This window comes from Desulfoluna sp. CLI2B, assembly GCF_056847375.1.
Map to the genome: position 1 here is coordinate 3,698,744 of NZ_CP186557.1, position 21,270 is coordinate 3,720,013.

Below are 21,270 nucleotides of genomic sequence, written 5' to 3' on the forward strand. Positions count from 1 at the left end.
GGACTCCTTGCCCGACTATTTCATGAGAAAACGACCATACCAAATATATATTTTCTCATTACAATGGGTTACCAAGGAAATTCGAGACAATTCAAAATACAACATGTCATCCACTGTATTCTGCTCGATTGTCTCTCCCTTCGGGCGAGCCGAGTGCACCCATCTTCCGCGTTATCAGAGCTTTTATAAAGCCACGACTTCTGCAGCTCTGATGCCTTGAATATGGGTTCACTCGATTCGTGAAATATCCGGGCTTGGGGAGCCAGTTTTCTCGAATGGGTTACATTTTTTGTAACTATTCAGATCAAAAAAGCCTCCGGCGGCCCTGCCGGGGGCCAAACTTTTAAAAAGTTTGATAAACAGGTCTCAAGTAATCATTCACAGGCTCCGCCGAAACAATTCCGACATTTTCGCACCCGTGCTTCGTTTTTCAAGAAAAGTGAAACAGGCCTCTCCGGCAAAGAGCATTGCAAGATGTCACACATCACGCGAATGCTTCGATAACGTTCGAAAAAGGAGAGCTTCCATGCATTCGCCGTAGGGTTTCAGGGAGCACACACCCTGGCGCCGGAGGCCTTTTTTCTTTCTCTTTGACCACAGAGTTCATAACCGAATCGCAGGTACTATTTCTACCAAAAAAATTATCTGTTTTTCAACATCCCCGGATGATGGCCTTCATCTTCGGGTTCTTCGGCGTGACAGACCGTGCAGGTGATGCGCCCGATGACGCCCGGTTCGCCCATGTATGCGATGGACTGGTTGTTGGTGCCCTCGCGGGATGCGGGGAGCAGTTCATGGGCCCTGCTGTGGCAGGCAGCACAGGAGAGGGCCTCCATCTCGTCTTTCATGACGCTGAACCGCGCATCCGGGGATGAGGTCATGGAGGCGGTGGCGTCTGCCGAGGGCGGTTCAAAATCCTGATGACAGGAGAGACAGTCGGGAAGCTGAGCATGGGCCTGCCGTGGAGAAACCATCTCCAGGGTGGCATGCAGGGGCGCCTTTAAGGGAACGACTTCATCGGCACTCACCTCCTTGAGAAGCCGGGCCGTATGAACCGTGAGGGTGCCGTGACACCGGGTGCAGTCAAGGGGCTCCCTGTGACGACCGGAGAAAAAGGCGGGGACATGCTCAGGGCCGCTGTCGTGGCAGAAGCGGCAGGAGGCCTCGCCTTTGTCGGCCATGTAGGGGTTGTGCCAGCCGTGGAGGGCAGCCGAAGGTGAGGCGGAATCCCCCGCCCCGCGGCAGCTTCGGCAGGTTATGGATGTACCTTTCGCGGCCCATGTCGCCAGAGACGTGCCGCTGTTTTTGTCGTGGGCGGCCAGGATCTGCGCGGCGGTCTCTTCTCCAATGCCCGCCGGGTCGGGGGGACCTCCGTGGCAATGGTAGCAGCCCCGGGGGGCATCGGGTTCCGGGGGCAACAGGACAGTGTTCAGCTCCTGGCCGTCAGCGGTGGCCGTCACCTGGCAGGAATCATTGAAGCGCCCCTGCCCTGCTTCGGCCACCCAGGTGCCGAGGTCGTCGTCAAAAGTCATGGGATAGGCATCCCCACCCGATGCCACGGAGAGTTCGGCCCCGTCCATGACCACCTCCGGAAACTCTCCCGGCATCACCATGGCAGCCTGGATGCGCTGGGGCACGGGTTTTGCCGAGGCAAAAAGGGGGCTTTGCAGACGCCCGTTGCCCTGGGTCCCGCGCCAGGCCAGGAGCACGGGCTCTTTCCGGGTTTGGGGGTCGGGTTGAGGGGCAATAGCCATTACAGGATTTTGGGGCGCAGGCGCAACTGTTTTTGGTCCGTGCAGCCCCTGGGTCAGCCAGTCCGCCAGGAGCTGCCGCTCCCGGGCATCCCCAAAAAACGGGGGCATGTAAGTGTGAAGCACCCCCTGGCCTGCCAGGGCCTGGCTCAGGCCTTGGGGGGTATAGCGTTCGGTGAGGGGCCGGATGTCGTTGATGGGGCCACCCACGCTGTGGCAGGAGAGGCACTGAGCCTTAAAGAGGTTCCGGCCGGTGAGCTGGTCACCGGCAAGCCAGGGGGAGCGGCTTCGGAGCCCGCTTTGGTTCAGCTCGCTTGCATGTTGGGGCGAGAGGTTGTTGGCGTAGAGCACCCCGGGGATGATCCAGGGTTTGCGCGCGTGCTCCCGCACCATCTCAAACAGGCCCATGTGGAGAAGGCCCAGGGCCAGAACGCCCAATGCCAGGGGCTTTCTTAAGCCCCGATGTTTCAGAATCCACATGCAGGCGGCAAGGGCCATGATGACAAGGGTCAGGCCGGTGAACCCCGAAATAAGGCCGGGAACGGCAGCGGCAAATTCATAGCGCCCTTGAAGGTGCGCCTCGGGCACCCAGGCAAGGTAGAGACGCCCTGAGCCGAGCACGGCAAGCCCCATGCCCACCACCCAGAGGGTGTAAAAACCCAGCACCTCTTCCCGCACCTCGTCTACCTTAGAAAAGGATGCGGTGACAAAGCCGAAAAGCCCTGCGGCCCAGATTGCCAGAAAGGTTCGGAACAGGGTGGAGGGCCAAAAGCTGGGGTTGAAGAAGGCGTCCATGAACCGGCCGGTGGCGGCCCAGGCCCCGGGGGTGAGCATGAAGCTGATCACCCCGTTAATGATGAAAAGGGAAAGCCAGGCTGCCCCGAAATAGATCCACCCCACCCGGAGATGATCTGTAGGCGACAGGGAGTCGAAGCGGTACCAATAGATGAGAAGGGCCGTGATCTCCACGGAGAAGAAGACCCACTCGGCGGCCCAGGCAAAGAGAAACACCTCGATGAGCTTGCCCGTGGCATCCGGGCTCAGGATGCCGATGGTGAACCAGATGGCCACCCCGGAGAGACCGCCAAAGACCATGGTGAGCAGGAGGAAAAACTTTGTATGCCCTTTCACATAGGCCAAAAGGGGCGCGCTCTGGCGTTTTCGTGCCCGGGCTTCGGTAAGCACCAGGAAAAGCCCTCCCCCCACGGCAAAATGGGCCACGTAGACATGGGTTACGGCTATAATGGCGATAAGAAGGCCTCCGCCCCCAGTAAAAAAATCGAGCACCGGATAGCTCATGCCTCACCCCCTTTGCCGAGAAGGCTCAGCATGTAAGCAAAGGCAGCGCCCCCAGCAAGCAGGGCCAGGGCAAACATCATCAGGGAGCCGTAGTCGGCGGGCCCTGTTGTGGTGACGGGCGCCAAGAACCCGGTGCGCACCTGCTCGCGGTAGCAGATCATGAGGGTGAGGTTCCCCAGGGCCCAGGCGACGCAGATCTTTAACCGGCCCGCAAGGAGGAGTCCTGCCAGCACAAGGGCCGAGGCCGCCAAATAATAAACGGAGAGCACGCCGCTTTCCGCCCCCTGCCTCACGGCCTCGGGCAGAGAGACAAAATGGAAAAGACCCGTTGCCGCCAATAAGATAAAAACTCCGACCCCAAGGTAAAGCCCCGGGCGCCCGTTCAAAGAGCCCGCCTTGCCCAGCAACCGGCTGAGGAGCAAGGCGTGGAACAGGGCCGCCAGCACCACGTGGCCCCATCGCAGCAGGGTGTCTGCCCCGCCCACAAAAAGAATCCACCCGTGGGGGGAGTCCGCATAGCGTGCCCACTGTTCCGGCTTTGCCATGAGGTCGATGTTGCAGACAAAGACAAAGGAGACAAAAAGAAGAAGCAGGGCCACGGATACGGCGGCCCATGCCCGGACCTGGAAGGCTGTTCCGGGGGAGACCGCCAGGTACGAGAGGGCGTAGGCGGCCATGACCACCACCGGCACGCCGATCCACCACCCGGCCATGAGAATGGAGCTGGTGTAGATAAAATGGGCGAAAAGAGCCTGACAGAAGAGCAGGGGCGCGACCCCTGTGTTGACGGCAAAGGCTGTCCACACAGGCAGGCGAGGCGCCTCCGGTGCCTCGCCGTTACCGCTGAAAAAACCGACGGCATAGATGAGGGCGCCTCCAAGAAGAAGGGTCATAACCGCCACGTGGGCGGTGAGGGTTGCAAGGTGAAGTCCCCGAACGATCCAGGCAGGGACGGGCAAGGCGACGCCTCCGGCGTGCAGGCTCTCAAATACCATGGTCTCTCCCCCATCTGTTTTTGCATAAAAATAGCCTCCGGCGGCACTGCCGGGGGCCAAACTTTTATAAAGTTTGACAAACAGGTCTTACGAACGGATCATCCCCTCCCGTCCAACGGGAGGCTTGAATGTTAACCGCTCAAAACGGTCCGGTTTCTTTTTGGCCTTGGTCATCGTTTCGGCCATCAGCGTGTTTCGTCACCATTTAGTCCCCCTTGATCCCTGGAGCGCCGCACTCCGGTGCGGCATGGGTAACAACGGACTAAAAAGCCGCACAGGAGTGCGGCGCTCCGTTTCAGTGTGTCTCGCTTCGTGTGATGAACCGTTAATATATGTGAGATGTTATCTACGTCGACCGGTGGAACTGTCAAACGTGGCGAGGCCCCCCAGGTGAGGGCTTACCCTCCAAACTATGTTCACTCGAACGTCATCGATTGATCTCTGCCTTCAAGCATTCGCAACAGGGGGGTTCCCCTGTGCCCCCACCTGGCCGTCGGAGGCAACTGAATAGCTACAAAAAAAACCGCAGCGCGTGGCACTGCGGTTTTTCGTCTTCAAAATTGTCTACCCCTTGGCGTGGCAGTCAAAACACTTGACCGGGCCGCTGGGGTTCCCTGTTTTTGCCGTCGTGCGATGGCATGCGCGACAATTGTTCATCACCTGTTTTTTCTTCAGGCCGTTATCGGCAATGAGTCGATCAATGGCGCCGGTCTCCTGGGGAAACATCCCATGGCAGGTGTTGCAGTCCCCCAGGGTTGCCTGATGGTTCCAATGCGGGAAGGCCACCTCTCCGTATTTCCCCTCCACAGGCAGAACAAGGGACTCACTCCCCTGTCCGGCAAACGCGCAGCATACACCAACCAGCAGAACGGCTGCCAGCACACTCCCAACCCTTCTCATCCTCGCTCCTTCCAATGCCTCCGCATCAAATCCGCTCGTCGGGTCGTTTGTCTCCGATGTTCTGGGTGTAGTCGATGTTGTCCACAAACGTGCATTTTTCCTTGCACGCCGGACACTCCTCAGGGGGCTCCTTGTCTTTCAGGCTGTAGCCACATGCCGTGCATTTCCAGCTTTTTTCCATGGGTCATCCTCCCTTTGTAACGGGTGGGATACTGATGCGGGGGACAGCCAGGCGACGTCCCCCGCCAAAGGTCACGGCCGCCTACTTCTTCCAGAGGCCGTGGAGGTTGCAGTACTCCCGGGCGGTGACGGTGTCTGCGTCGATCATGAAGGTCGCCTCAGGGGCGTCACCGGGGTTCAGGTACTGGCGGTAGACCTTGCCGTCGGCAAGGATCTCGATCCACTGAATGTAATGGGCGTCCAGCATGGGGTGGGCCACTTCGCCTACGACCACGCGAAAGCCACCGGCGATTTTTTCAACCACGGGGACATGCTTTTCAACGGCAGCGTCTTCGGTATTTTCCGTAAGCAGGGCCATGTCCTGACCGCAGCAGACGGGGATGGGTCCGCCCCCCACCATCACTTCAACGATATTTCCACACAAATCACATTTAAAAATCTGGTTTCGTTCAATCATAGTGTCCTCCATAAAAGATGGGCATAAGCAGTCCGCCGTCTTGCGGATGCTTGTCGGGGTCACCGTTGCGGTGACGGGTACGCAGGTCGTATTCCCAAGATATGTGGAAGAAATTCTATATTAAATTCCGTTGATTTTCAATTGAAATAGATGGAAATGCCCTGGCCGGCACCCCTGGCTGAGGGGCCTTTATTTGAGCGTATAATAGTACGATTCGCCCTTGTACCGGGACTTCAGCTTCACCTCACGCATGCCCACCTTTTTCCCCGAGATGGTCCGATAGTTGTCCGTGCCCTTCCACACCCAGCTCTCGGATTCTGCAAAAAAGTAAAAGATGCTGTTGGGGCTGCGGGTCATAATCCCCTTTTCCCCTGGGGTGTATTTGGCCCAGGATCGGGTCACCCAGTCTCCGTCCGTGTCCTTGATGCGCACGGCCACCATGACGGTCTCGCTCGTGGTGTTGTGGAACCCGATGTGGTAGAGCCCCTTGTTTTCGAGGATCGTGGCCAGGTTGGCGTAGGCCTCATGGGTCTTTTTTACGGCCTCCTCCCCTGCCAGGATCAGGGTGGGGATCATCTCGGTGAGGTCGCTGCTGTCCCGGTACGCCTCGGCCATGGCCAGGGCGGTCTGGCCTTTGTTGTTTGTGGGAGAAAGGGCGACGTCCAAGGCCAGGAGTTTCTGGATATGTCCCCAGCACTGATTCTCAATGGCCACCATGAGGGGGGTATGCCCGTCGCCGGTTCGCCGGTTTTTGTCGGCTCCGTGCTTGATGAGGTACTCGGTCTCCTCCTCGGAAGAGAATCGGTTTCTCACGGTGTGGTGCAGGGCGGTGTACCCGTCCTCGTCCGGGGCGTCGATACGCGCACCGGCCCCAAGGAGGCTGTCGACCTTGCCCATGCCGTCGTAACAGACCGTTCGGCTTAAGGGGGTACGGCCGTTTTCGTCCCGAATTTCGGTGTCGCAACCGATGGCCAAAAGGGCATCAAGCATGGCGTTACCGTGTTTGTAGTGGGCCGCAATGTGGAGGAACCCGTCGCCTTCGCTGTTTTTCTCTTCGGTATCAAGGTCCGGCGCCTTCCCCAGGAGTCGAACCATGGCCGTGTCGTCCATCTTCACGGCAAGGGCCAGGGGGGACATGCCGCCTGACGGCTTGGTGTTGACAGACGCCCCAGAGGCCATGGCCGCCTCCACCCCGGAAAGGTCCCCGGCCAGGACCAGCCCGTCCAAAGTGGGCTTGCCCTTGTTTTCCGGCAGGTTCTCCAAAAGGGTGAGGGCCTCCATGGAGCCGTTGAGGGGAAAGCGCACCTGCATCTTTTCGCCGAGGACGCTCACCAGGTCAAACTGGATAAAACTGCCTTGTTTCAAAGCGGCAAAATCCTCGGGGCCCAGGGAAAAAAGGGCTGCCGTGGGTCCCCGATAAATGTGACAAGAAACCTTCGCTCTTTGGCCCGGACAAAGGCTGCAAAGGGTGTATCGTCCACAAAGACCCCGGTGAGCTCCCTGATAAATCCTTTTTGGGCGGATTCGGGATTTGCCTTTTCCCACATGGGATAAAGCCGGGGCCGAAAGGAGAGCCAGGGCATCCCCTTGAGAAAGGATACCTCCAGCAGGTGGGTGCCGAAGACATCCCCTTCAGCGTCCTTGGCACGATACATGGCCACCGCCACACGGGTCTTGGCCTCAGTCTCCCCTTCTTTGACCTCCGGCTTCCAGGACTTCCAGGCGGCGTCGGGCACCGTAAACATGGAGGTGGCCCTGCTCCGCTCTTTTCGGTAGCAGCCAAGGGTTAGGGACGGCGTGGCGTTGTCCCGATTGCGGATGTCCAGCTGCACCACATAATAAGCGTCTTTGGATTCTAAGCGTGCGTGGCGAAAGAGGACGCGCACGCCGCCGTCAATGGTCTTTTCCCTGTGGTAAAACGCCAGGCCTTTGTGGATAGCCTTCACCACGTCCCGGTCGGCACCGTCCCAGGTCTCGGACAGGTGGAGGAACGCTTCTTCCCGCCCCACCGTGCAGGAGAGCTTCAAGCCCGTGGCCTCGAAAAATTCACGGGCCTCGAACCGGGCCTCTTCGTTCTCCTCGTCCAGGACAAGGTCTGAAAACACCTCGCCCTTTTCAATGGTGGAATAATCCTGGCTCAAATGGATATCAAACACAGGGGCCATGACACCGGCCAGGCGTTCGGCCTTCTCCTGACCGGTCAAATCCCCGGGCGGGGCGGAAAGGCAAAGGGCCGGAAAGCAGATCAACAGGCACAACAGACAGACAACGAGGCTGACACGTCTCATAGGGGGCTCCATGAATTTTTTCAATAGGGTCCGAAACAAGGCACATACGAGGAATCACCATATCACGTTCCCCGCCACAGGGCTTGTAATGTATCGCACACACAAGGGAAGACTTGTCAGGGCCAACGCATGTAACAATTCAGTTGCCTCCGGCGGGTCGCTTTTTGAAAAAAGCTCCGCAAAAACGTTTCGGTAAAAACGAAACCTGTTTGTCAAACTTTTCAAAAGTTTGGCCCCCGGCAGGGCCGCCGGAGGCAAAATCTAAATGCGTTTGCCCCGGAAGGCTTGCCATTTGCCATGGCTTGGTGTAAATTCCCGATCTTCAATTTAAGAAGAAGCCCCCGGCCGGTGCACAAGTTCCCTTGCGCACCGGTTTTTTGTGATAAGGCCTGCGGCACGTCCCCCAGGGCAGCCCCGCGCCTATGTTTCGAGGTGAAGCGTATGACGTCTGTGGTATTCGGACTGGATTTTGGAACCAGCAACTCGGCCCTTTCGGCCAATGTCGACGGCAAGGTCTCAATGATCGACATCGACCGGTACAACGAAACCGGCAACACCTTGAAATCGGTCATCTACTACGATGACGAAGAACGCCAGTTCTTCTCTGGCCAGGAGGCGGTGAACCAGTACATCGAAAACGACGCCTTCGGCCGCTACATCCAGTCCATCAAAAGCTTTTTACCCGACGCCAGCTTTGAAAAAACCGAGGTGGGCAACAAGACCTACACCCTGGAGCAGCTCATCGGCATGATCCTGCGCACCATCCGGGAGCGGGGCGAAAAAGCCGTGGGCAAACCCGCCGACAGCCTGGTGCTGGGACGCCCGGTGGTCTTTTCCGAAGACCCAGAGTGCGAGGAGCTGGCCAACCGCAGGCTCTTAAAGGCCGCAGAGCTGGCCGGGTTTACGGACGTGCGCTTCCAGCTGGAGCCCATTGCAGCGGCCCTTGCCTACGAGAACACCCTGGCAGACGGCGAGGAAAAAACCGTGCTGGTCGGTGACTTCGGGGGCGGTACCTCGGATTTTACCATCATCAGGGCCAGGGGCGGCAACACCGGAAAAAACAAAAACCGGCGCGACGACGTGCTGGGCCTGGGCGGGGTTTATATCGGCGGCGACACCTTTGACTCGGCCATCATGTGGCACAAGGTGGCCCCCTATTTCGGCAAAGAAGTGCGTGTCAAAGCCCTCTACGACGACTTCACCCTGCCCGCTGACATCGTCTCCAGCTCAGACAGTGGCACCAGATCCCCCACCTGAGGCACCCCAAAATCGAGGCCATCTTAAAGGATATCCACCACAGGGCGGACAATCCCCGGCTCATCGAAAACCTCCAGAACCTCATCGAGGACAACTACGGCTATTTGCTTTTCCGAGCCATCGAAAAGACCAAGTGCAGCCTCTCCACGGACGAGGCCGCCCTGATCCGGTTCAAGGAAGGCCAGCTGGCCATCTCCGAGCCCCTTGCCCGCGGCGAGTTTGATGAGATCATCCACGGGGACGTGGAAAAAATCGAAGCCTGCGTGGATTCCGTCATGACCCAGGCAGGCCTCGGCCCCGACGACATCGACACCGTCTTCCTCACCGGTGGGTCCTCCCATATCCTCAAGATCCGGGACCTCTTCGTGCGCCGCTTCGGTACCCAAAAAATCGACAGCCAGGACGCCTTCACCAGCGTTGCCTACGGTTTGGGGTGCAGCAGTTACCTCACAGCCCATTAGGGCCAATAGCACACAGCCACCGGGAGCGATAACCGGGGGAACGTAGGATGGGCAAAGGCAAGCCCGCACCCGTTGGGTTTACAACGCCTTTCGTGCCGTGCCCATCACGTGTGCCGAAAAGGTTCTCTGGGGTGGGAAGCTACGGGTTCTCCGTGAAAATGATGGGCACGCTCCGCTTTGCCCATCCTACGGGTGGCATAACCCGGGGGGCGTAGGATGGGCATAGGCAAGCTCGCACCTGTTGGGATTACGACGCCTTTCGTGCCGTGCCCATCACGTGTGCCGAAAAGGGTCTGTGGGGTGGGAAGGTACGGGCTCTCCGTGAAAATGATGAGCACGCTCCGCTTTGCCCATCCTACGGGTGGCACTCGGCAAATGAGGATAATAACCCGGGGGGCGTAGGATGGGCAAAGGCAAGCCCGTACCTGTTGGAATTACGACGCCTTTCGTGCCGTGCCCATCACGTGTGCCGAAAAGGGTCTGTGGAGTGGGAAGGTACGGGCTCTTCGTAAAAAAGATGGGCACGCTCCGCTTTGCCCATCCTACGGGTGGGTCTCGGCAAATGAGGATAATAACCTGGGGGGCGTAGGATGGGCAAAGGCAAGCCCGCACCCGTTGGGTTTACAACGCCTTTCGTGCCGTGCCCATCACGTGTGCCGAAAAGGTTCTCTGGGGTGGGAAGCTACGGGTTCTCCGTGAAAATGATGGGCACGCTCCGCTTTGCCCACCCTACGGGTGGCACTCGGCAAATGAGGATAATAAACCGGGGGGCGTAGGATGGGCAAAGGCAAGCCCGCACCTGTTGGGGGTACGACGTCTTTCGTGCCGTGCCCATCACGTGTGCCGAAAAGGGTCTGTGGGGTGGGAAGCTACGGGGTCTCCGTGAAAAAGATGGGCACGCTCCGCTTTGCCCATCCTACGGGTGGCACACCCCACGACCAGGGTGATAACCTTTTTTTCCGTGTTCCCACGAAATGCCTTGACTTCAAAGAGCCCCCCATGTAGTGTCTGCCTCGTTGTTGCGGGATGGAGCAGTCTGGTAGCTCGTCGGGCTCATAACCCGAAGGTCAGTGGTTCAAATCCGCTTCCCGCTACCACTAAAAAATACAAAGGCCCGGAAGATGATTCTTCCGGGCCTTTTTTGTTTTTATCAATCCCACCCTACACCAGCCGATACACCCCGCGGGACGGGCACGTCACCCACCCTTTCTGTTTCATCTGATACAAGGTGTTGCGCACTTTCTGAGGCTCCATCTTCGAGGCGGCGATCATCTCGGCCACGGGCACGCCGTTCGTCTTTTTTTGCAAGAGTGTTGCGAGCTTCTTCATGGGGGCGGTCATGCCGTCGGGCAGCGTGGCCTTTTTGGCCGGGCGTTTTTTGGGTGCAGTCTTTTTCCCGGAGGCGGCCCGGAGTTTTTGGGCCCTGGCCCCGGCCTTGGAAACGGCTGTTTTTTTGCTCACTGCCGGAGGATCCTCCCCGCCCCCCAGATCAATACCAAAGAGCTCCGAGAGCCCTTCGGTCTTTTTAAGGGCCTTGTCGCTCTTTTTCACGACTTTGCGACGCAGGGTGCCCCTGGCCCGGTTCATCTTTTCGGTGATGAGTTCCTGCAGCTCCACCTTTCTGAGCAGAAACAAAAGGGAAGGATCCTCGTCCAGGCGAGCCCCTACCCCGTAGAGGCAGGCGGCCACATGCTTGCACATGGAGGCGCTGTCCGGGCAGCTGCAGGTAAAGGAGATCTCTTTGGGGGTGGGAAAAAGCCCTTTGCCCTTCTGGGTGAGCAGTTCCCCTACAGCCTTTGGCATGCGCCCTGCCATGAGGTCCTGCACCGAGTCCATGGTGCCCACGGCGGCCTCCTTCAGGGCCAGCCAGTTCGGCACGGAGATGGCCCGAATACGGACGCTCACTTTATACGGATAGGGCTCGCTGCCGATGACCAGGGCCGTCACCTTGCCGGCCTCAACCTTTAGGTCCAGTACCGCCCCGTGCCGAGCGTAGCTCCTGCCTCGCCCCAGGCGATTGGCAAAGTCGGCGTACCCTTCCAGGTTTTGGTTCCACGCCTTGCCCCACCAGCTCGACGCCAGGGCCTTTCCTTGAATGACCACAGGGGAGATATCCGGATGCTTGCGCTTCAGCTGCTTGAGTTTCTTTTCGGCCTTGGCCCGTTTCTCGGCCACCGACACGTATTTTGGAAATCCGTAGTATCCCATGGGGACCCCTTGTGTAATTATTCACGTCACTGTTGCCTCCGGCGTCCCTGCCGGGGGCTAAGCCCTTAAAAAGTTCAATAAACAGGCTTCAAGAACAAGTTCGGTTTCATCACATTCGCAACCTGCTTTCGAAGCGGGCACCTCGCCGCCGGAGGCATTGTTTTTGTTTTTCCTGAGCCCTCTTAACCCTGCGTTAGCCATAGAAGGCAAGCTGAGTAGCTGCCTTGTACCCATTTTGTTCAGATTACGATGCCAATGTAAAAAGCGCCACCAGCTCCTCGCGGGACATCTCCGTCACCAGGGCCTCGCCCGACGCAGAGACCACCTGATCCGCGAGGTCGCGCTTGGCTTCAAGCATGGCGTCGATTTTCTCTTCCACGGTGCCTTTGGTGACAAAGGTGTGCACCACCACCTTTTTGGTCTGGCCGATGCGGAAGGCTCTGTCTGTGGCCTGGTTCTCCACGGCCGGGTTCCACCACCGATCAAAGTGGACCACGTGGTTGGCCCGGGTAAGGTTAAGGCCCACGCCCCCGGCTTTGAGGGAGAGCACCATAAAGGGGCAGTAGGCGTCGGCCTGGAAGGTGTCGATGAGCTCGGCCCGCCTGCCCACGGGCACCCCGCCGTGGAGCACCAGGCCCGGATGGCCGAAGACCCCTTCCAAAAAGGCCCGAAGGGGTTCGGTCATCTCTTTGAACTGGGTAAAGACCAGCACCCGCTCCCGCTTCTCCAGGATGGTCTCGCAGATCTCACGGAGCCGCTGGAACTTGCCACTCTCGCTCTCCTTAAAGGCCCCCTCGCCCACGTACTGGTCCGGGTGGTTGCAGAGCTGCTTGAATTTCATGAGGGAAGAGAGCACCAGGCCTCGCTTGGCGATGCCCGTGGCTGTCTCCAGGTGATGGGCCAGATCCGCCACGCGTTTGCGATAGAGCACCACCTGTTTTTTGGAAAGACCTGCGTAGCTCTTCATCACCACCTTGTCGGGAAGGTCAGAGATAATGGAGGTATCGGTCTTGAGGCGGCGCAGGACAAAGGGGGAAATAAGCTTTCTCAGCCGGGCGTAGCCCTCGGGGTCTGATTTCAGGCTTTTGGAAAACTCGGCGAACTCGGTGCGCGTACCCAAAAGGCCGGGGTTCAAAAAATCAAAGAGGGACCAGAGATCCCCCAGGCGGTTCTCCACCGGGGTACCGGTCATGGCCACGCGCTGGCGGGCGTTGAGCTCTTTGACGGACCGGGTCTGACGGGTGGCCGGGTTCTTGATGGCCTGGGCCTCGTCTAAAATCAGGCAGTCCCAGGCGTGCTCTTTGAGCCAGGCATACTTCTGCACCAGGGTGTAGGTGGTGATCACAAGGTCCAGGCCGTTGAGAGCCTCCGGTCCTTCTGCGGCCAGCCGTTTTTTCTCGGAGGCCAGGGTGCGGCCCTCCTGCGCGGTTACGTAATCGGGGTGGGCCGTGAACACCCGGAGGTCCGGGGCAAAGGTGCGGATCTCGTTCAGCCAGTTGGTGACAAGGGAGGCTGGAAGCACAAGGAGAGACGGCCCGGTTTTCTCTTTTCGGCTGCTCAGAAAGGCCAGGAGCTGAACCGTCTTTCCCAGGCCCATGTCATCGGCAAGGCAGGCGCCAAAGGCAAGCTGATCCAGAAACCCCAGCCAGTTGAGGCCCTGCTGCTGGTAGCCCCTCAAGGTGGCTTTGAACCCATTGGCCACCGGGGTCTCAGGGGCCCGGCCCGGATGTTCCAACCTGGTCAGGGTGGCGTCCAGCCACTCCCCCCGGGAGACCTCGCAGGGCACCTGGCCCAGGGCGTCGCCCAGGAGGCTGTCGGGCCGAAGCTGGAGGCGCATGGCCTCGGACATGGTGAGCCCGCTCTCCACGAGGTCCCGGGCACGCTCGCAGGCGTCAATGGCCTGGGCCAGCCTGGCATGATCCACGGCCACCCAGCGGTTTTTCAAGAAAGCCAGGCCTTCGCTCTCGGCGAGGATCTCCCGTGCCTCCTCCTCGGTGAGGGCAAGCTCGCCCATCATGATGCCCGGTGAAAAGGCAAGGAGCGCCCCCTTCCCTACCATGGGCGGGGCCTTGTCCCCCAGGGAGAGGCGAACCCCCACGCGGGACGACGACGGCTTCCACCAGTCCGGGATGCGGCAGATCACCCCGCAGGATTCGCATACGGGGACCTCTTTTAAAAACGCGAAAGCCTCGTCCGGTCCCCAGGCCAGGGGGTAAAAAAGCTCCCCGCTGTCCACGAGGTCCGCCACCAGCTCGCTTTTGTCCGAGGCCCGGTAGACGGTTGTCAGAAGGGAGACCAGTTCGTCGTCCTCGAACTCATCCAGGGCGCGGGACATGGGCAGGTGGCGGGTGCCGTTTTCACCGGCCTGGGAATAGGTGGCCATAAAGGCAAAGGGTTCGTCGCCATTGCGGTTCTCCACAAGGTGGAAAAAGACCCGTCCGGCAAGATGAATCCCGGGGTTGAGGGTCGCGAACAACTCTGCCACGCTTCCCTTGTGATCAGCCATCAGTGAGGAAAAACCGGTCTCCAGCTCGTCCCACATGGACGCCAGCAGGTCGCCGTCCACCCGGTCCGCCCCCACCATCATGGGAACCGAGGCAAGGTGGGCGGCCATGCGATGGGCCTCTGCGGGGACCCGGGCCGAGCCGCGGAGAGTCTCCAGATCGGAGAGGCGCACCAGCCCTCCCACATAATCTTTGGCCACGGCAGCCCCCCAGGAAAGGGAGGGGTCGGCGCCGGCCGGGACCTCAAGGCACCCCAGTGTAAAGAGCCAGCTCTCCTTTGCCTCGACAAAGCGCCGGTAAAGGTCCTTCTGGAACCGTTCCACGGCCTTGGGGACAGATCGTTTCGCCTCGGCCCACTCCGGGAGAAGCCCCCCGTCGGGCATGACGGCCAGTGTTAACATCGAACCCATCGTTATCGCTATCACTCCGCTTCCATATCATCGCTATCAGGTGAAACATCCCCTTATATACAGGCTGTTTCGCCATGCTTCATCCCATGGCAGCCACTTTATTTTCAAGGTCCCTCACGGGTCAACTGTTTTTCCCAAAAAGCAAAAGGCGAAGAGCATCCCTTCGCCTTTTGCCCTTCAGCCTTTTGCCTTTAGCCCTTTAGCCTTTAAGCCTCCCCCTTACATCACACCTTAAACCGCCCCACCAGTGCCTTCAGCTCATCAGAAAGCCCCTTGAGCTCTTCGGCGTTGGTGTTGACCCTGGCGCTCACCTCGGTCATCTCGCCTGCGGTGTGGTTGACCTCGGCGATCTCACGGGCCATGTCCCGGGACACGCCGGAGCTCTCCTGCACCTTCTCGGTCATGGCCTGGATGCCGGTGGAGGTCTGGTTGACGTTGCCCGAGATCTCCACGGTGGTGGCGGACTGCTCTTCAATGGCCGCGGCGATGGTGATGACGATCTGGTTGACGCTGTCGATGACCCCTGCGATGGCGTCGATCTCGTTCACCGTGTCGTCGGTGGAGGCCTGGACCCCGCCGATGCGCTCCTTGATCTCCTGGCTGGAGGCGGCGGTCTGCCGTGCCAGCTCCTTGATCTCGTCGGCCACCACGGCAAAGCCCTTGCCCGCCTCCCCTGCCCGGGCCGCCTCAATGGTGGCGTTCAAGGCCAGCAAATTGATCTGCTCGGAGATCTCGGCGATGGCCTCGGTGACCTTGCCGATTTCCAGGGCCGCCTCCCCTAACGCCCCGACCTTCTCTTTGGTTCGCCTGGCCTGGGTAACGGCCTCTCCGGTGATGGTGCGGGCCGACTCCGAGTTCTGGGCGATTTCTCCGATGGTGGAGGTCATCTCCTCGGTTGCCGAGGCCATGGAGTTGATGGCCGAGGCGGACTGCACGGTCTCCCTGGAGACATCTTCCATGTTGGCGCTCATCTGCTCGGCGGCCGCGGCCACGGCGTGGGACTTCCCGGAGGTGGCTTCGGCACCCCCTGCCATCTGGGCAGCCAGGCCCGTCAGGCTCTCGGAAGAGAGTGCCAGGGTTCCGGAGTTGGCGGCCACCTCTCCGATCATGGCCTGAAGCCGGGACACAAAGGCGTTGAACCAGTGGGCCATGTCTCCCAGCTCATCGTTACTTGAAACGGAGAGGCGCTGGGTGAGGTCCCCTTCCCCTTCGGCGATATCCCGCAGCATGGCGCTGGCCTGTCGCAACGGGGTGGTGATGGATACGATGAGAAACGCGGCTGCCCCCACGGCCAGGCCCACCCCCAGGACGATGAACAACGCGATGACCATCTTGCCCCTGGCGGCCGTGTCCGCAAAATCGGTTCCGGCCTCCGCAGCCATGGCGCCCATCTTGTCCGAGAGCTCTTCGATGACGTCCCGGGCGTCACTGCCCACCGTTGCCTCCAGATGATCTTCCGCCACATAATCGTCCCAGTGCGCCATGTAGCCCTGCACCGCGGTTTTCATGAGCTCCGTGGCCGAAGGAAGCCCCGTGAGTTCCGAGAGAAGCGCATTGACCCTGTCGGCAGACCCACCGCCCACGATATAGTAAAGAACGGCCAGGCGCGCCTCGTTGAGCACGGATCCCACCCGGTCGATCTCCTGGAGCTTTTGAAAGCCATCGCCAATGACCCCGCCCAGCTCTTTTCCGGCGGTCTCGATGTCGTCCACGTACACCCCGGCGCAGATCACGATGTCCCAGGGCTTAAAATATTTGGCCACCGTCACCTTGGGAAACACCGCCTCCCCCATGCCAGGCTTTGTGAAATGGTACTCGGTTACCGAAACCCCTTTTTCCACGGCCCCGTCCACGGAGGTCACCACAAAGGCCTTGCCGGTCTTTGGATCGGTAATCTTGGAGTAGTCCATGCCCTCCAGGGCCCGGTTGCCCCCGTGGGTGACCAGGGTGTACGAGGAGTCCACAACGAAAAAATAGTTGTTGCCGTCAAAGCGCATGTTGCGGATCATGGCCAGGGCCTCTTTTTTGGGACGACCCGAAATAAGCATGTTTTCCACGGCCCCGTGGGCCACGTCCACCAGGTTTCGCACCGACGAGAAGGCCATTTTTTTCAGATAATACGAGCTGCTCTCCAGCACCTCCTTCCGGATGGCTTCCTGGGCAGCCACCGCCTCATCGGTGACCACGGCGTGGACCTCACCGGCACTCTTCTGGAGCTCCAGGAGCAGGGCCGCCTTGGTCTCCTTGGCCTTTTTCAGGGACGCAAGATGGGCGACGTAGGCATCCCCGCCGTCCTTGAGATTTTTGACCGCTTCTGTCTGGCCGAGAGCCTCCTCCAGCTCGGACACCTTTTCCCCGGTGTTTTCGATCCCCCGACTCAGGGCATCGTACTGTTCGGGGCTGCCCTCTGCCGTATAGGCACTCTGCTTGCCGCTCAGGGCATTCATGGCCACATCCAGTTCCAGGGTCATGCTCCCTTCACGCGCCTTGTGGATCACCCGGTTCAAACTGAAATACCCCGTGAGGCCCACCAGCAGCAGCACCCCGACAACCAGCGTAAACCCTGCCATCAACTTCTTCTTAAGCCCGACTGTCACAAACATCCACGATCCTCCATTGCAGCGTTCTCAAGGTGGGTTGTCGGCTGACGGCGCATCACCGGTCTCCTGATGCCCCTGTCAACGCGCGCACTCCGCACTGAACCACCGTTCAGGCACCACAACATCGATCACAGAAAAATGAAACGGGGACAGTAAACACTGCGTCGTCGTCAACAAACCCGTCGTATGTCTTATGTATCGGCATCGCGCCGCAAAACTTAATACTGAGCATTAAGAACAAGCAGCATCAAAAACCGGCAAATCCCCTTGTAATTCATCGATGTTTTCTGAGCGGTATCACAGTTTCGCAACATTTAACCGCTTATCGCACAAGTAAAACCCTCTCTTATTCAGGCCACATACAACGCCACCATGGAACCGTCACACCCTTGGCCCAAACGCAAAAAAGCCCCCGGTAAAAAACCGGGGGCTTTTTTAAAAAAAACAGACAAAGGCGCTGCATGCGTGGGTGGGTGAGAAAATCGCAAGAGGCCTTCCGGAGCCCTGGCGGCATCCGAACAAGGCACGAGCGTTCCTTAGTCTGTCTCTTTCAAACCAGAGCACCTAAAAGAAGGTGCCGCGCAGGCGGCATCTTCTTTCAGAGTTATGTTTCACGCCGGATCAGAGGATCCGGTTGGTCTTGAGCAGGGGCATGGGGTTCACCAGGTGGCGACGGGCCCATTTTTCCGCTTTTTCCTCCCCCGAGGCAAATCCGGCCAGTTCGGGGATAAAAAAGACAGGGAGCCTGTTCTTGGCGGTGCCGCGCATCTCCAGGTTGACCTGGCACAGGGGACAGAATGTCACCACGCAGTTGGCCTTGGCCTGGTTGGCCTGCTCCAGGATGCGGTCCACGAGGCGATCGGCCAGGTCCGGCCGGGAGACGGCCAGGTGAGACCCGCAGCAGCGGCTGGAAGCGCCCCAGTCCTGCACCTTGGCCCCGGTGTTTTCAACGAACTTGATGATGCTGGACTCGTAGGTCTTGAGGTCGAAGCCGGTGACACGCTCGGGGCGGGACATGAGGCAGCCGTAGTAGATGACGGCGTTGAGCCCCTCCAGGGAGTGGTTCATCCGGTCTTTGAAGATGGCTTCGTCCCCGGGCTCCAGGGCCTCAAGGAAAAAGCGCACCCTTACCTCGCCGGTGTACCGGGTTCCGTAGGCTTGAAAGAGCTTGTCGCGCAGGGCTTCGTCGTTGGCCAGCTTGTGCATGGACTCCTTGAGTCGGATGTAACAGCTGGGACACACCACATACAGGTCTTCCACCCCCTGCTTCTGGGCAAGGATGAGGTTACGACCGGACAGAAGGGTGGCGTACTCGGGATTGACGCTGTGGGCAGGTGAAGCGCCGCAGCAGTTCCAGTCCTTGAGCTCCTCAACCCACATCCCGGCCATTTTGGCCATCTGGAACAGGGCGTCGGCAAAGTCCCGGGAGCTGGCCGTCAGAGAACAGCCCGGGTAGATACAGATCCGTCTTTTCCCCACGGGAATCGTGCGCTTAACCGCCTTAGACATGACACACCTCATTGAGTTTTTTCATGTCCACGCGCTTGTGGATACGCTCGGGCAGAAGGCTCAAGCGCCCTGAAAACATAAACTTCATATAGTTGGGGATATCCCGTAAGGCCGGCAAAGATTTCATGCGGTAGCGCGCCATGAAGCCCAGCTCGTACAACCTGCCGTAGCGCTTGACCTGACCAAGAAACTCCTGATGAAACGCAACGACTTCGGGCTCCCTGACCTCCGCCTTTTCTTCAAGGGCGATCTGGCGCAGGGTATCCATCATTTCCGGAAGACTGATCCCGTTGGGGCATTCGGACACACAGGCAAGGCACCCGACGCAGAGCCATACCGACCGGCTCTCCAGGACCTCTTGCTTCAAACCCAACTGGACCATGCGAATGATTTCGTTGGGCAGGTAATCCATCTCCTCAGCCATGGGACATCCACCCGAACAGCTGCGGCATTGAAAGCAGGAGCTGAACATCTGTCCACTTCTTTCCGTGACTTCATTCATGAAGCCCGCCTCTATGCGAATGGGTTCTGTACTGTTCATCGTTGCTGACCTCTTTTCCCGAAACATCATGCCAGGCACGACCCCCCGAGTATCTGGCAGCACCCGGGACCCTTGCCCCGACGGTGCTCGTATTTTTATCCGAATGCTCCATTGAAAGCGCCCAAGGGCGATTTCCCATCTCGACCGGGAACACCGGACCTGTGATTCTCAACCCAACAAAGCGCCCCGAAGCGTCACCTTACGGGGACCGGCCGAACGGAGCCGGAACCTTGCATTGGATTGTCCCTTCCTTGCAGGCTGACAAAGGCCCGCATCCAACATGTTCAGCATCTTACCCCTTTCCCCGGGGCGGCTGTCACGCGACCAAAAATCGTCGCGAAATACCGTCTCCGAAGCTTCCCGTCGGATAAGGCGCCGGCCTGCACCGCTTAATTTCTACCTTCACCCCATTCAGGACGAACGCCACCTCTCGGTGCATCGCCGATGCATCGCATGCGAAGGATCACTTTTTTTGTTCTGGTCTTTTCAGTCGTCCGTCTTCGGTGACGTCGGAACCGCCTCCCCACGCCCTTCCCAAAGCGTGGAGGAGAGTTTCCCCACCGGTATATATCAAGACAAAAAAAGCCCGCAGAAGGAATCGTCAGTCTTAAGTCCCTTCAGCAAGCTTCATCGCCTTTACAGCGCCACACATCGTTGTGAGCGTTACTGCTTGTAGAGAAGGTCTTTTATCACGGTTTACTCATAGAATTCAAGCCTTTTCTATGGTTACACCTCTATTTTTTCTAACAATCCATGGAGCTATGCCGCCCTTGCCCACCAAGCAAAAGGATGCCCGCCTGCAAAAGCGACACAACACGGTCCATGGTGCCTTATACGGGGGAAACCCAGCCCGCCGTACAGGCCGTCGACAGCTTGCCTATGCCCTTGCGGGTGGTGCTCTCGCCTAGTCGTAAAAGCCGCGCCCGCTCTTTCGTCCCAGCCAGCCGGCACGCACATACTTCTTGAGCAGGGTGTGAGCACGGTATTTGGGATCGCCGGTTTCAACCGTCAGGACATCCATGATGGCCAGGCAGACATCCAGACCGATAAGGTCACCAAGGGCCAGGGGCCCCATGGGATGATTCGCCCCGAGCTTCATGGCGCTGTCAATGTCCTCAACGGAGGCCACGCCCTCTGCGTAGATCCCGATGGCTTCGTTGATCATGGGGATCAGGATGCGGTTCACCACAAACCCGGGGGCTTCGGCAACCTCCACCGGAGTCTTGCCGATCTTTTCGGTCACCTCCTTGATGATGGCATAGGTCTCATCGGAGGTGGTCATGCCCCGGATGATCTCCACCAGCTTCATGATGGTGGCGGGGTTGAAAAAGTGCATCCCGATCACCTTGTCGGGCCGTCCCGTGGCAGAGGCGACCTCGGTGATGGAGAGCGACGAGGTGTTGGTGGCAAAGATGGTCTCTGCCGGGCAGACCCCGTCCAACTCCTTGAAGATCGCCTTTTTGATCTCCATGTTCTCCACGGCCGCTTCCACGATGAGGCCGCAGGAGGCGGCGTCTGCGATATCCACAGAGCCCGTCACCCTGGAGAGCACCTCGTCTTTGAAAGAGGCCTCGATCTTGCCCTTGGACACCAGGCGATCAAGGCGCTTGGTCATGCCTGCGAGCCCTTTGGCGACGGCCTCTTCGTTGATATCCCTTAACACCACGTCAAAGTTTTTCTGTGCAAAAGCCTGAGCAATTTCTGCGCCCATGGTACCGGCGCCAATAACCATAATCTTCATAATCTCACCCAATCTAAATCGAATAATTGTGTCACCGGAAATTGAACCACCGACTGCGTTATTTCAGTGCGAACTGTCCGGGTCAGATCACGTGTTCGTAAGGCTGTGGCCCCCACCCCTTGCGTCGGGTCCCCAAAGGGACCCGTCGCTCGGAGCGGGGGGCCAAGCT

At 59.0% G+C, this 21,270-nt stretch carries 15 protein-coding genes and 1 tRNA gene; 3 read left to right on the forward strand and 13 right to left on the reverse strand.

What is annotated here, in order from left to right:
• Positions 1 to 641: 641 nt before the first annotated feature.
• The 7 genes from ACOYW2_RS17385 to ACOYW2_RS17415 all read right to left on the reverse strand — a co-directional run bounded on the left by ACOYW2_RS17385 (position 642) and on the right by ACOYW2_RS17415 (position 7,870).
• Positions 642 to 3,050, reverse strand: coding sequence for a cytochrome ubiquinol oxidase subunit I (locus ACOYW2_RS17385; protein WP_482767362.1), 2,409 nt, complete (start codon positions 3,048 to 3,050; stop codon positions 642 to 644).
• Entirely contained in the window at positions 3,047 to 4,045 is a 999-nt protein-coding gene (locus ACOYW2_RS17390; protein ID WP_482767363.1) for a hypothetical protein, read from the reverse strand. The genes ACOYW2_RS17385 and ACOYW2_RS17390 overlap by 4 nt, the downstream gene beginning before the upstream one ends.
• Before the next feature lie 564 nt (positions 4,046 to 4,609).
• Positions 4,610 to 4,945: a cytochrome c3 family protein gene (locus ACOYW2_RS17395; protein ID WP_482767364.1), complete on the reverse strand. Its 336-nt coding sequence runs from the start codon at positions 4,943 to 4,945 to the stop codon at positions 4,610 to 4,612.
• A 25-nt stretch (positions 4,946 to 4,970) separates the two neighbouring features.
• The gene (locus ACOYW2_RS17400) at positions 4,971 to 5,126 is read right to left on the reverse strand and encodes a rubredoxin-like domain-containing protein (RefSeq protein ID WP_175469652.1); all 156 of its coding nucleotides are present in this window, start codon (positions 5,124 to 5,126) and stop codon (positions 4,971 to 4,973) included.
• Between the two features lie 81 nt (positions 5,127 to 5,207).
• A complete protein-coding gene (locus ACOYW2_RS17405; protein ID WP_180140580.1) occupies positions 5,208 to 5,582 on the reverse strand; it encodes a desulfoferrodoxin in 375 nt (124 codons plus the stop codon).
• 189 nt (positions 5,583 to 5,771) lie between these two features.
• Positions 5,772 to 6,947: an ankyrin repeat domain-containing protein gene (locus ACOYW2_RS17410; RefSeq protein ID WP_482767365.1), complete on the reverse strand. Its 1,176-nt coding sequence runs from the start codon at positions 6,945 to 6,947 to the stop codon at positions 5,772 to 5,774.
• On the reverse strand, positions 6,944 to 7,870 hold the full coding sequence (locus tag ACOYW2_RS17415) for a hypothetical protein (protein WP_482767366.1): 927 nt from the start codon (positions 7,868 to 7,870) through the stop codon (positions 6,944 to 6,946). The genes ACOYW2_RS17410 and ACOYW2_RS17415 overlap by 4 nt, the downstream gene beginning before the upstream one ends.
• Before the next feature lie 441 nt (positions 7,871 to 8,311).
• Here ACOYW2_RS17415 and ACOYW2_RS17420 point away from each other — a divergent pair, with 441 nt between their 5' ends.
• The 3 genes from ACOYW2_RS17420 to ACOYW2_RS17430 all read left to right on the forward strand — a co-directional run bounded on the left by ACOYW2_RS17420 (position 8,312) and on the right by ACOYW2_RS17430 (position 10,685).
• Entirely contained in the window at positions 8,312 to 9,127 is an 816-nt protein-coding gene (locus ACOYW2_RS17420) for an Hsp70 family protein (RefSeq protein ID WP_482767367.1), read from the forward strand.
• Positions 9,128 to 9,231: 104 nt separating this feature from the next.
• Positions 9,232 to 9,588: an Hsp70 family protein gene (locus tag ACOYW2_RS17425; RefSeq protein WP_482767368.1), complete on the forward strand. Its 357-nt coding sequence runs from the start codon at positions 9,232 to 9,234 to the stop codon at positions 9,586 to 9,588.
• Positions 9,589 to 10,608: 1,020 nt separating this feature from the next.
• Positions 10,609 to 10,685, forward strand: a tRNA-Met gene (locus ACOYW2_RS17430).
• 64 nt (positions 10,686 to 10,749) lie between these two features.
• Here ACOYW2_RS17430 and ACOYW2_RS17435 read toward each other — a convergent pair.
• The 6 genes from ACOYW2_RS17435 to ACOYW2_RS17460 form a co-directional block, all read right to left on the reverse strand.
• The gene (locus tag ACOYW2_RS17435) at positions 10,750 to 11,796 is read right to left on the reverse strand and encodes an SWIM zinc finger family protein (protein ID WP_482767369.1); all 1,047 of its coding nucleotides are present in this window, start codon (positions 11,794 to 11,796) and stop codon (positions 10,750 to 10,752) included.
• Between the two features lie 244 nt (positions 11,797 to 12,040).
• Positions 12,041 to 14,701, reverse strand: a complete 2,661-nt coding sequence (locus ACOYW2_RS17440) for a DEAD/DEAH box helicase (RefSeq protein WP_482767370.1) — start codon at positions 14,699 to 14,701, stop codon at positions 12,041 to 12,043.
• 233 nt (positions 14,702 to 14,934) lie between these two features.
• Complete coding sequence (locus ACOYW2_RS17445) at positions 14,935 to 17,313, reverse strand: methyl-accepting chemotaxis protein (RefSeq protein WP_482767371.1); 2,379 nt, start codon at positions 17,311 to 17,313, stop codon at positions 14,935 to 14,937.
• Between the two features lie 618 nt (positions 17,314 to 17,931).
• A complete protein-coding gene (locus tag ACOYW2_RS17450) occupies positions 17,932 to 18,819 on the reverse strand; it encodes a CoB--CoM heterodisulfide reductase iron-sulfur subunit B family protein (RefSeq protein ID WP_482417362.1) in 888 nt (295 codons plus the stop codon).
• On the reverse strand, positions 18,812 to 19,390 hold the full coding sequence (locus tag ACOYW2_RS17455) for a 4Fe-4S dicluster domain-containing protein (protein ID WP_482417363.1): 579 nt from the start codon (positions 19,388 to 19,390) through the stop codon (positions 18,812 to 18,814). Before ACOYW2_RS17455 ends, ACOYW2_RS17450 begins: the two co-directional genes overlap by 8 nt.
• Positions 19,391 to 20,264: 874 nt before the next feature.
• Positions 20,265 to 21,101: a 3-hydroxybutyryl-CoA dehydrogenase gene (locus ACOYW2_RS17460; protein ID WP_482419290.1), complete on the reverse strand. Its 837-nt coding sequence runs from the start codon at positions 21,099 to 21,101 to the stop codon at positions 20,265 to 20,267.
• Between the last annotated feature and the right edge of the window lie 169 nt (positions 21,102 to 21,270).

Bases quoted from the DNA above. Each gene is read 5' to 3' on its own strand.
- ACOYW2_RS17455 (WP_482417363.1), bottom strand. From the start codon at position 19,390: ATGATGTTTCGGGAAAAGAGGTCAGCAACGATGAACAGTACAGAACCC.
- ACOYW2_RS17405 (WP_180140580.1), bottom strand. From the start codon at position 5,582: ATGATTGAACGAAACCAGATTTTTAAATGTGATTTGTGTGGAAATATC.
- ACOYW2_RS17395 (WP_482767364.1), bottom strand. From the start codon at position 4,945: ATGAGAAGGGTTGGGAGTGTGCTGGCAGCCGTTCTGCTGGTTGGTGTA.
- ACOYW2_RS17460 (WP_482419290.1), bottom strand. From the start codon at position 21,101: ATGAAGATTATGGTTATTGGCGCCGGTACCATGGGCGCAGAAATTGCT.
- ACOYW2_RS17450 (WP_482417362.1), bottom strand. From the start codon at position 18,819: ATGTCTAAGGCGGTTAAGCGCACGATTCCCGTGGGGAAAAGACGGATC.
- ACOYW2_RS17390 (WP_482767363.1), bottom strand. From the start codon at position 4,045: ATGGTATTTGAGAGCCTGCACGCCGGAGGCGTCGCCTTGCCCGTCCCT.
- ACOYW2_RS17385 (WP_482767362.1), bottom strand. From the start codon at position 3,050: ATGAGCTATCCGGTGCTCGATTTTTTTACTGGGGGCGGAGGCCTTCTT.
- ACOYW2_RS17445 (WP_482767371.1), bottom strand. From the start codon at position 17,313: ATGTTTGTGACAGTCGGGCTTAAGAAGAAGTTGATGGCAGGGTTTACG.
- ACOYW2_RS17420 (WP_482767367.1), top strand. From the start codon at position 8,312: ATGACGTCTGTGGTATTCGGACTGGATTTTGGAACCAGCAACTCGGCC.
- ACOYW2_RS17400 (WP_175469652.1), bottom strand. From the start codon at position 5,126: ATGGAAAAAAGCTGGAAATGCACGGCATGTGGCTACAGCCTGAAAGAC.
- ACOYW2_RS17440 (WP_482767370.1), bottom strand. From the start codon at position 14,701: ATGTTAACACTGGCCGTCATGCCCGACGGGGGGCTTCTCCCGGAGTGG.
- ACOYW2_RS17415 (WP_482767366.1), bottom strand. From the start codon at position 7,870: ATGAGACGTGTCAGCCTCGTTGTCTGTCTGTTGTGCCTGTTGATCTGC.
- ACOYW2_RS17435 (WP_482767369.1), bottom strand. From the start codon at position 11,796: ATGGGATACTACGGATTTCCAAAATACGTGTCGGTGGCCGAGAAACGG.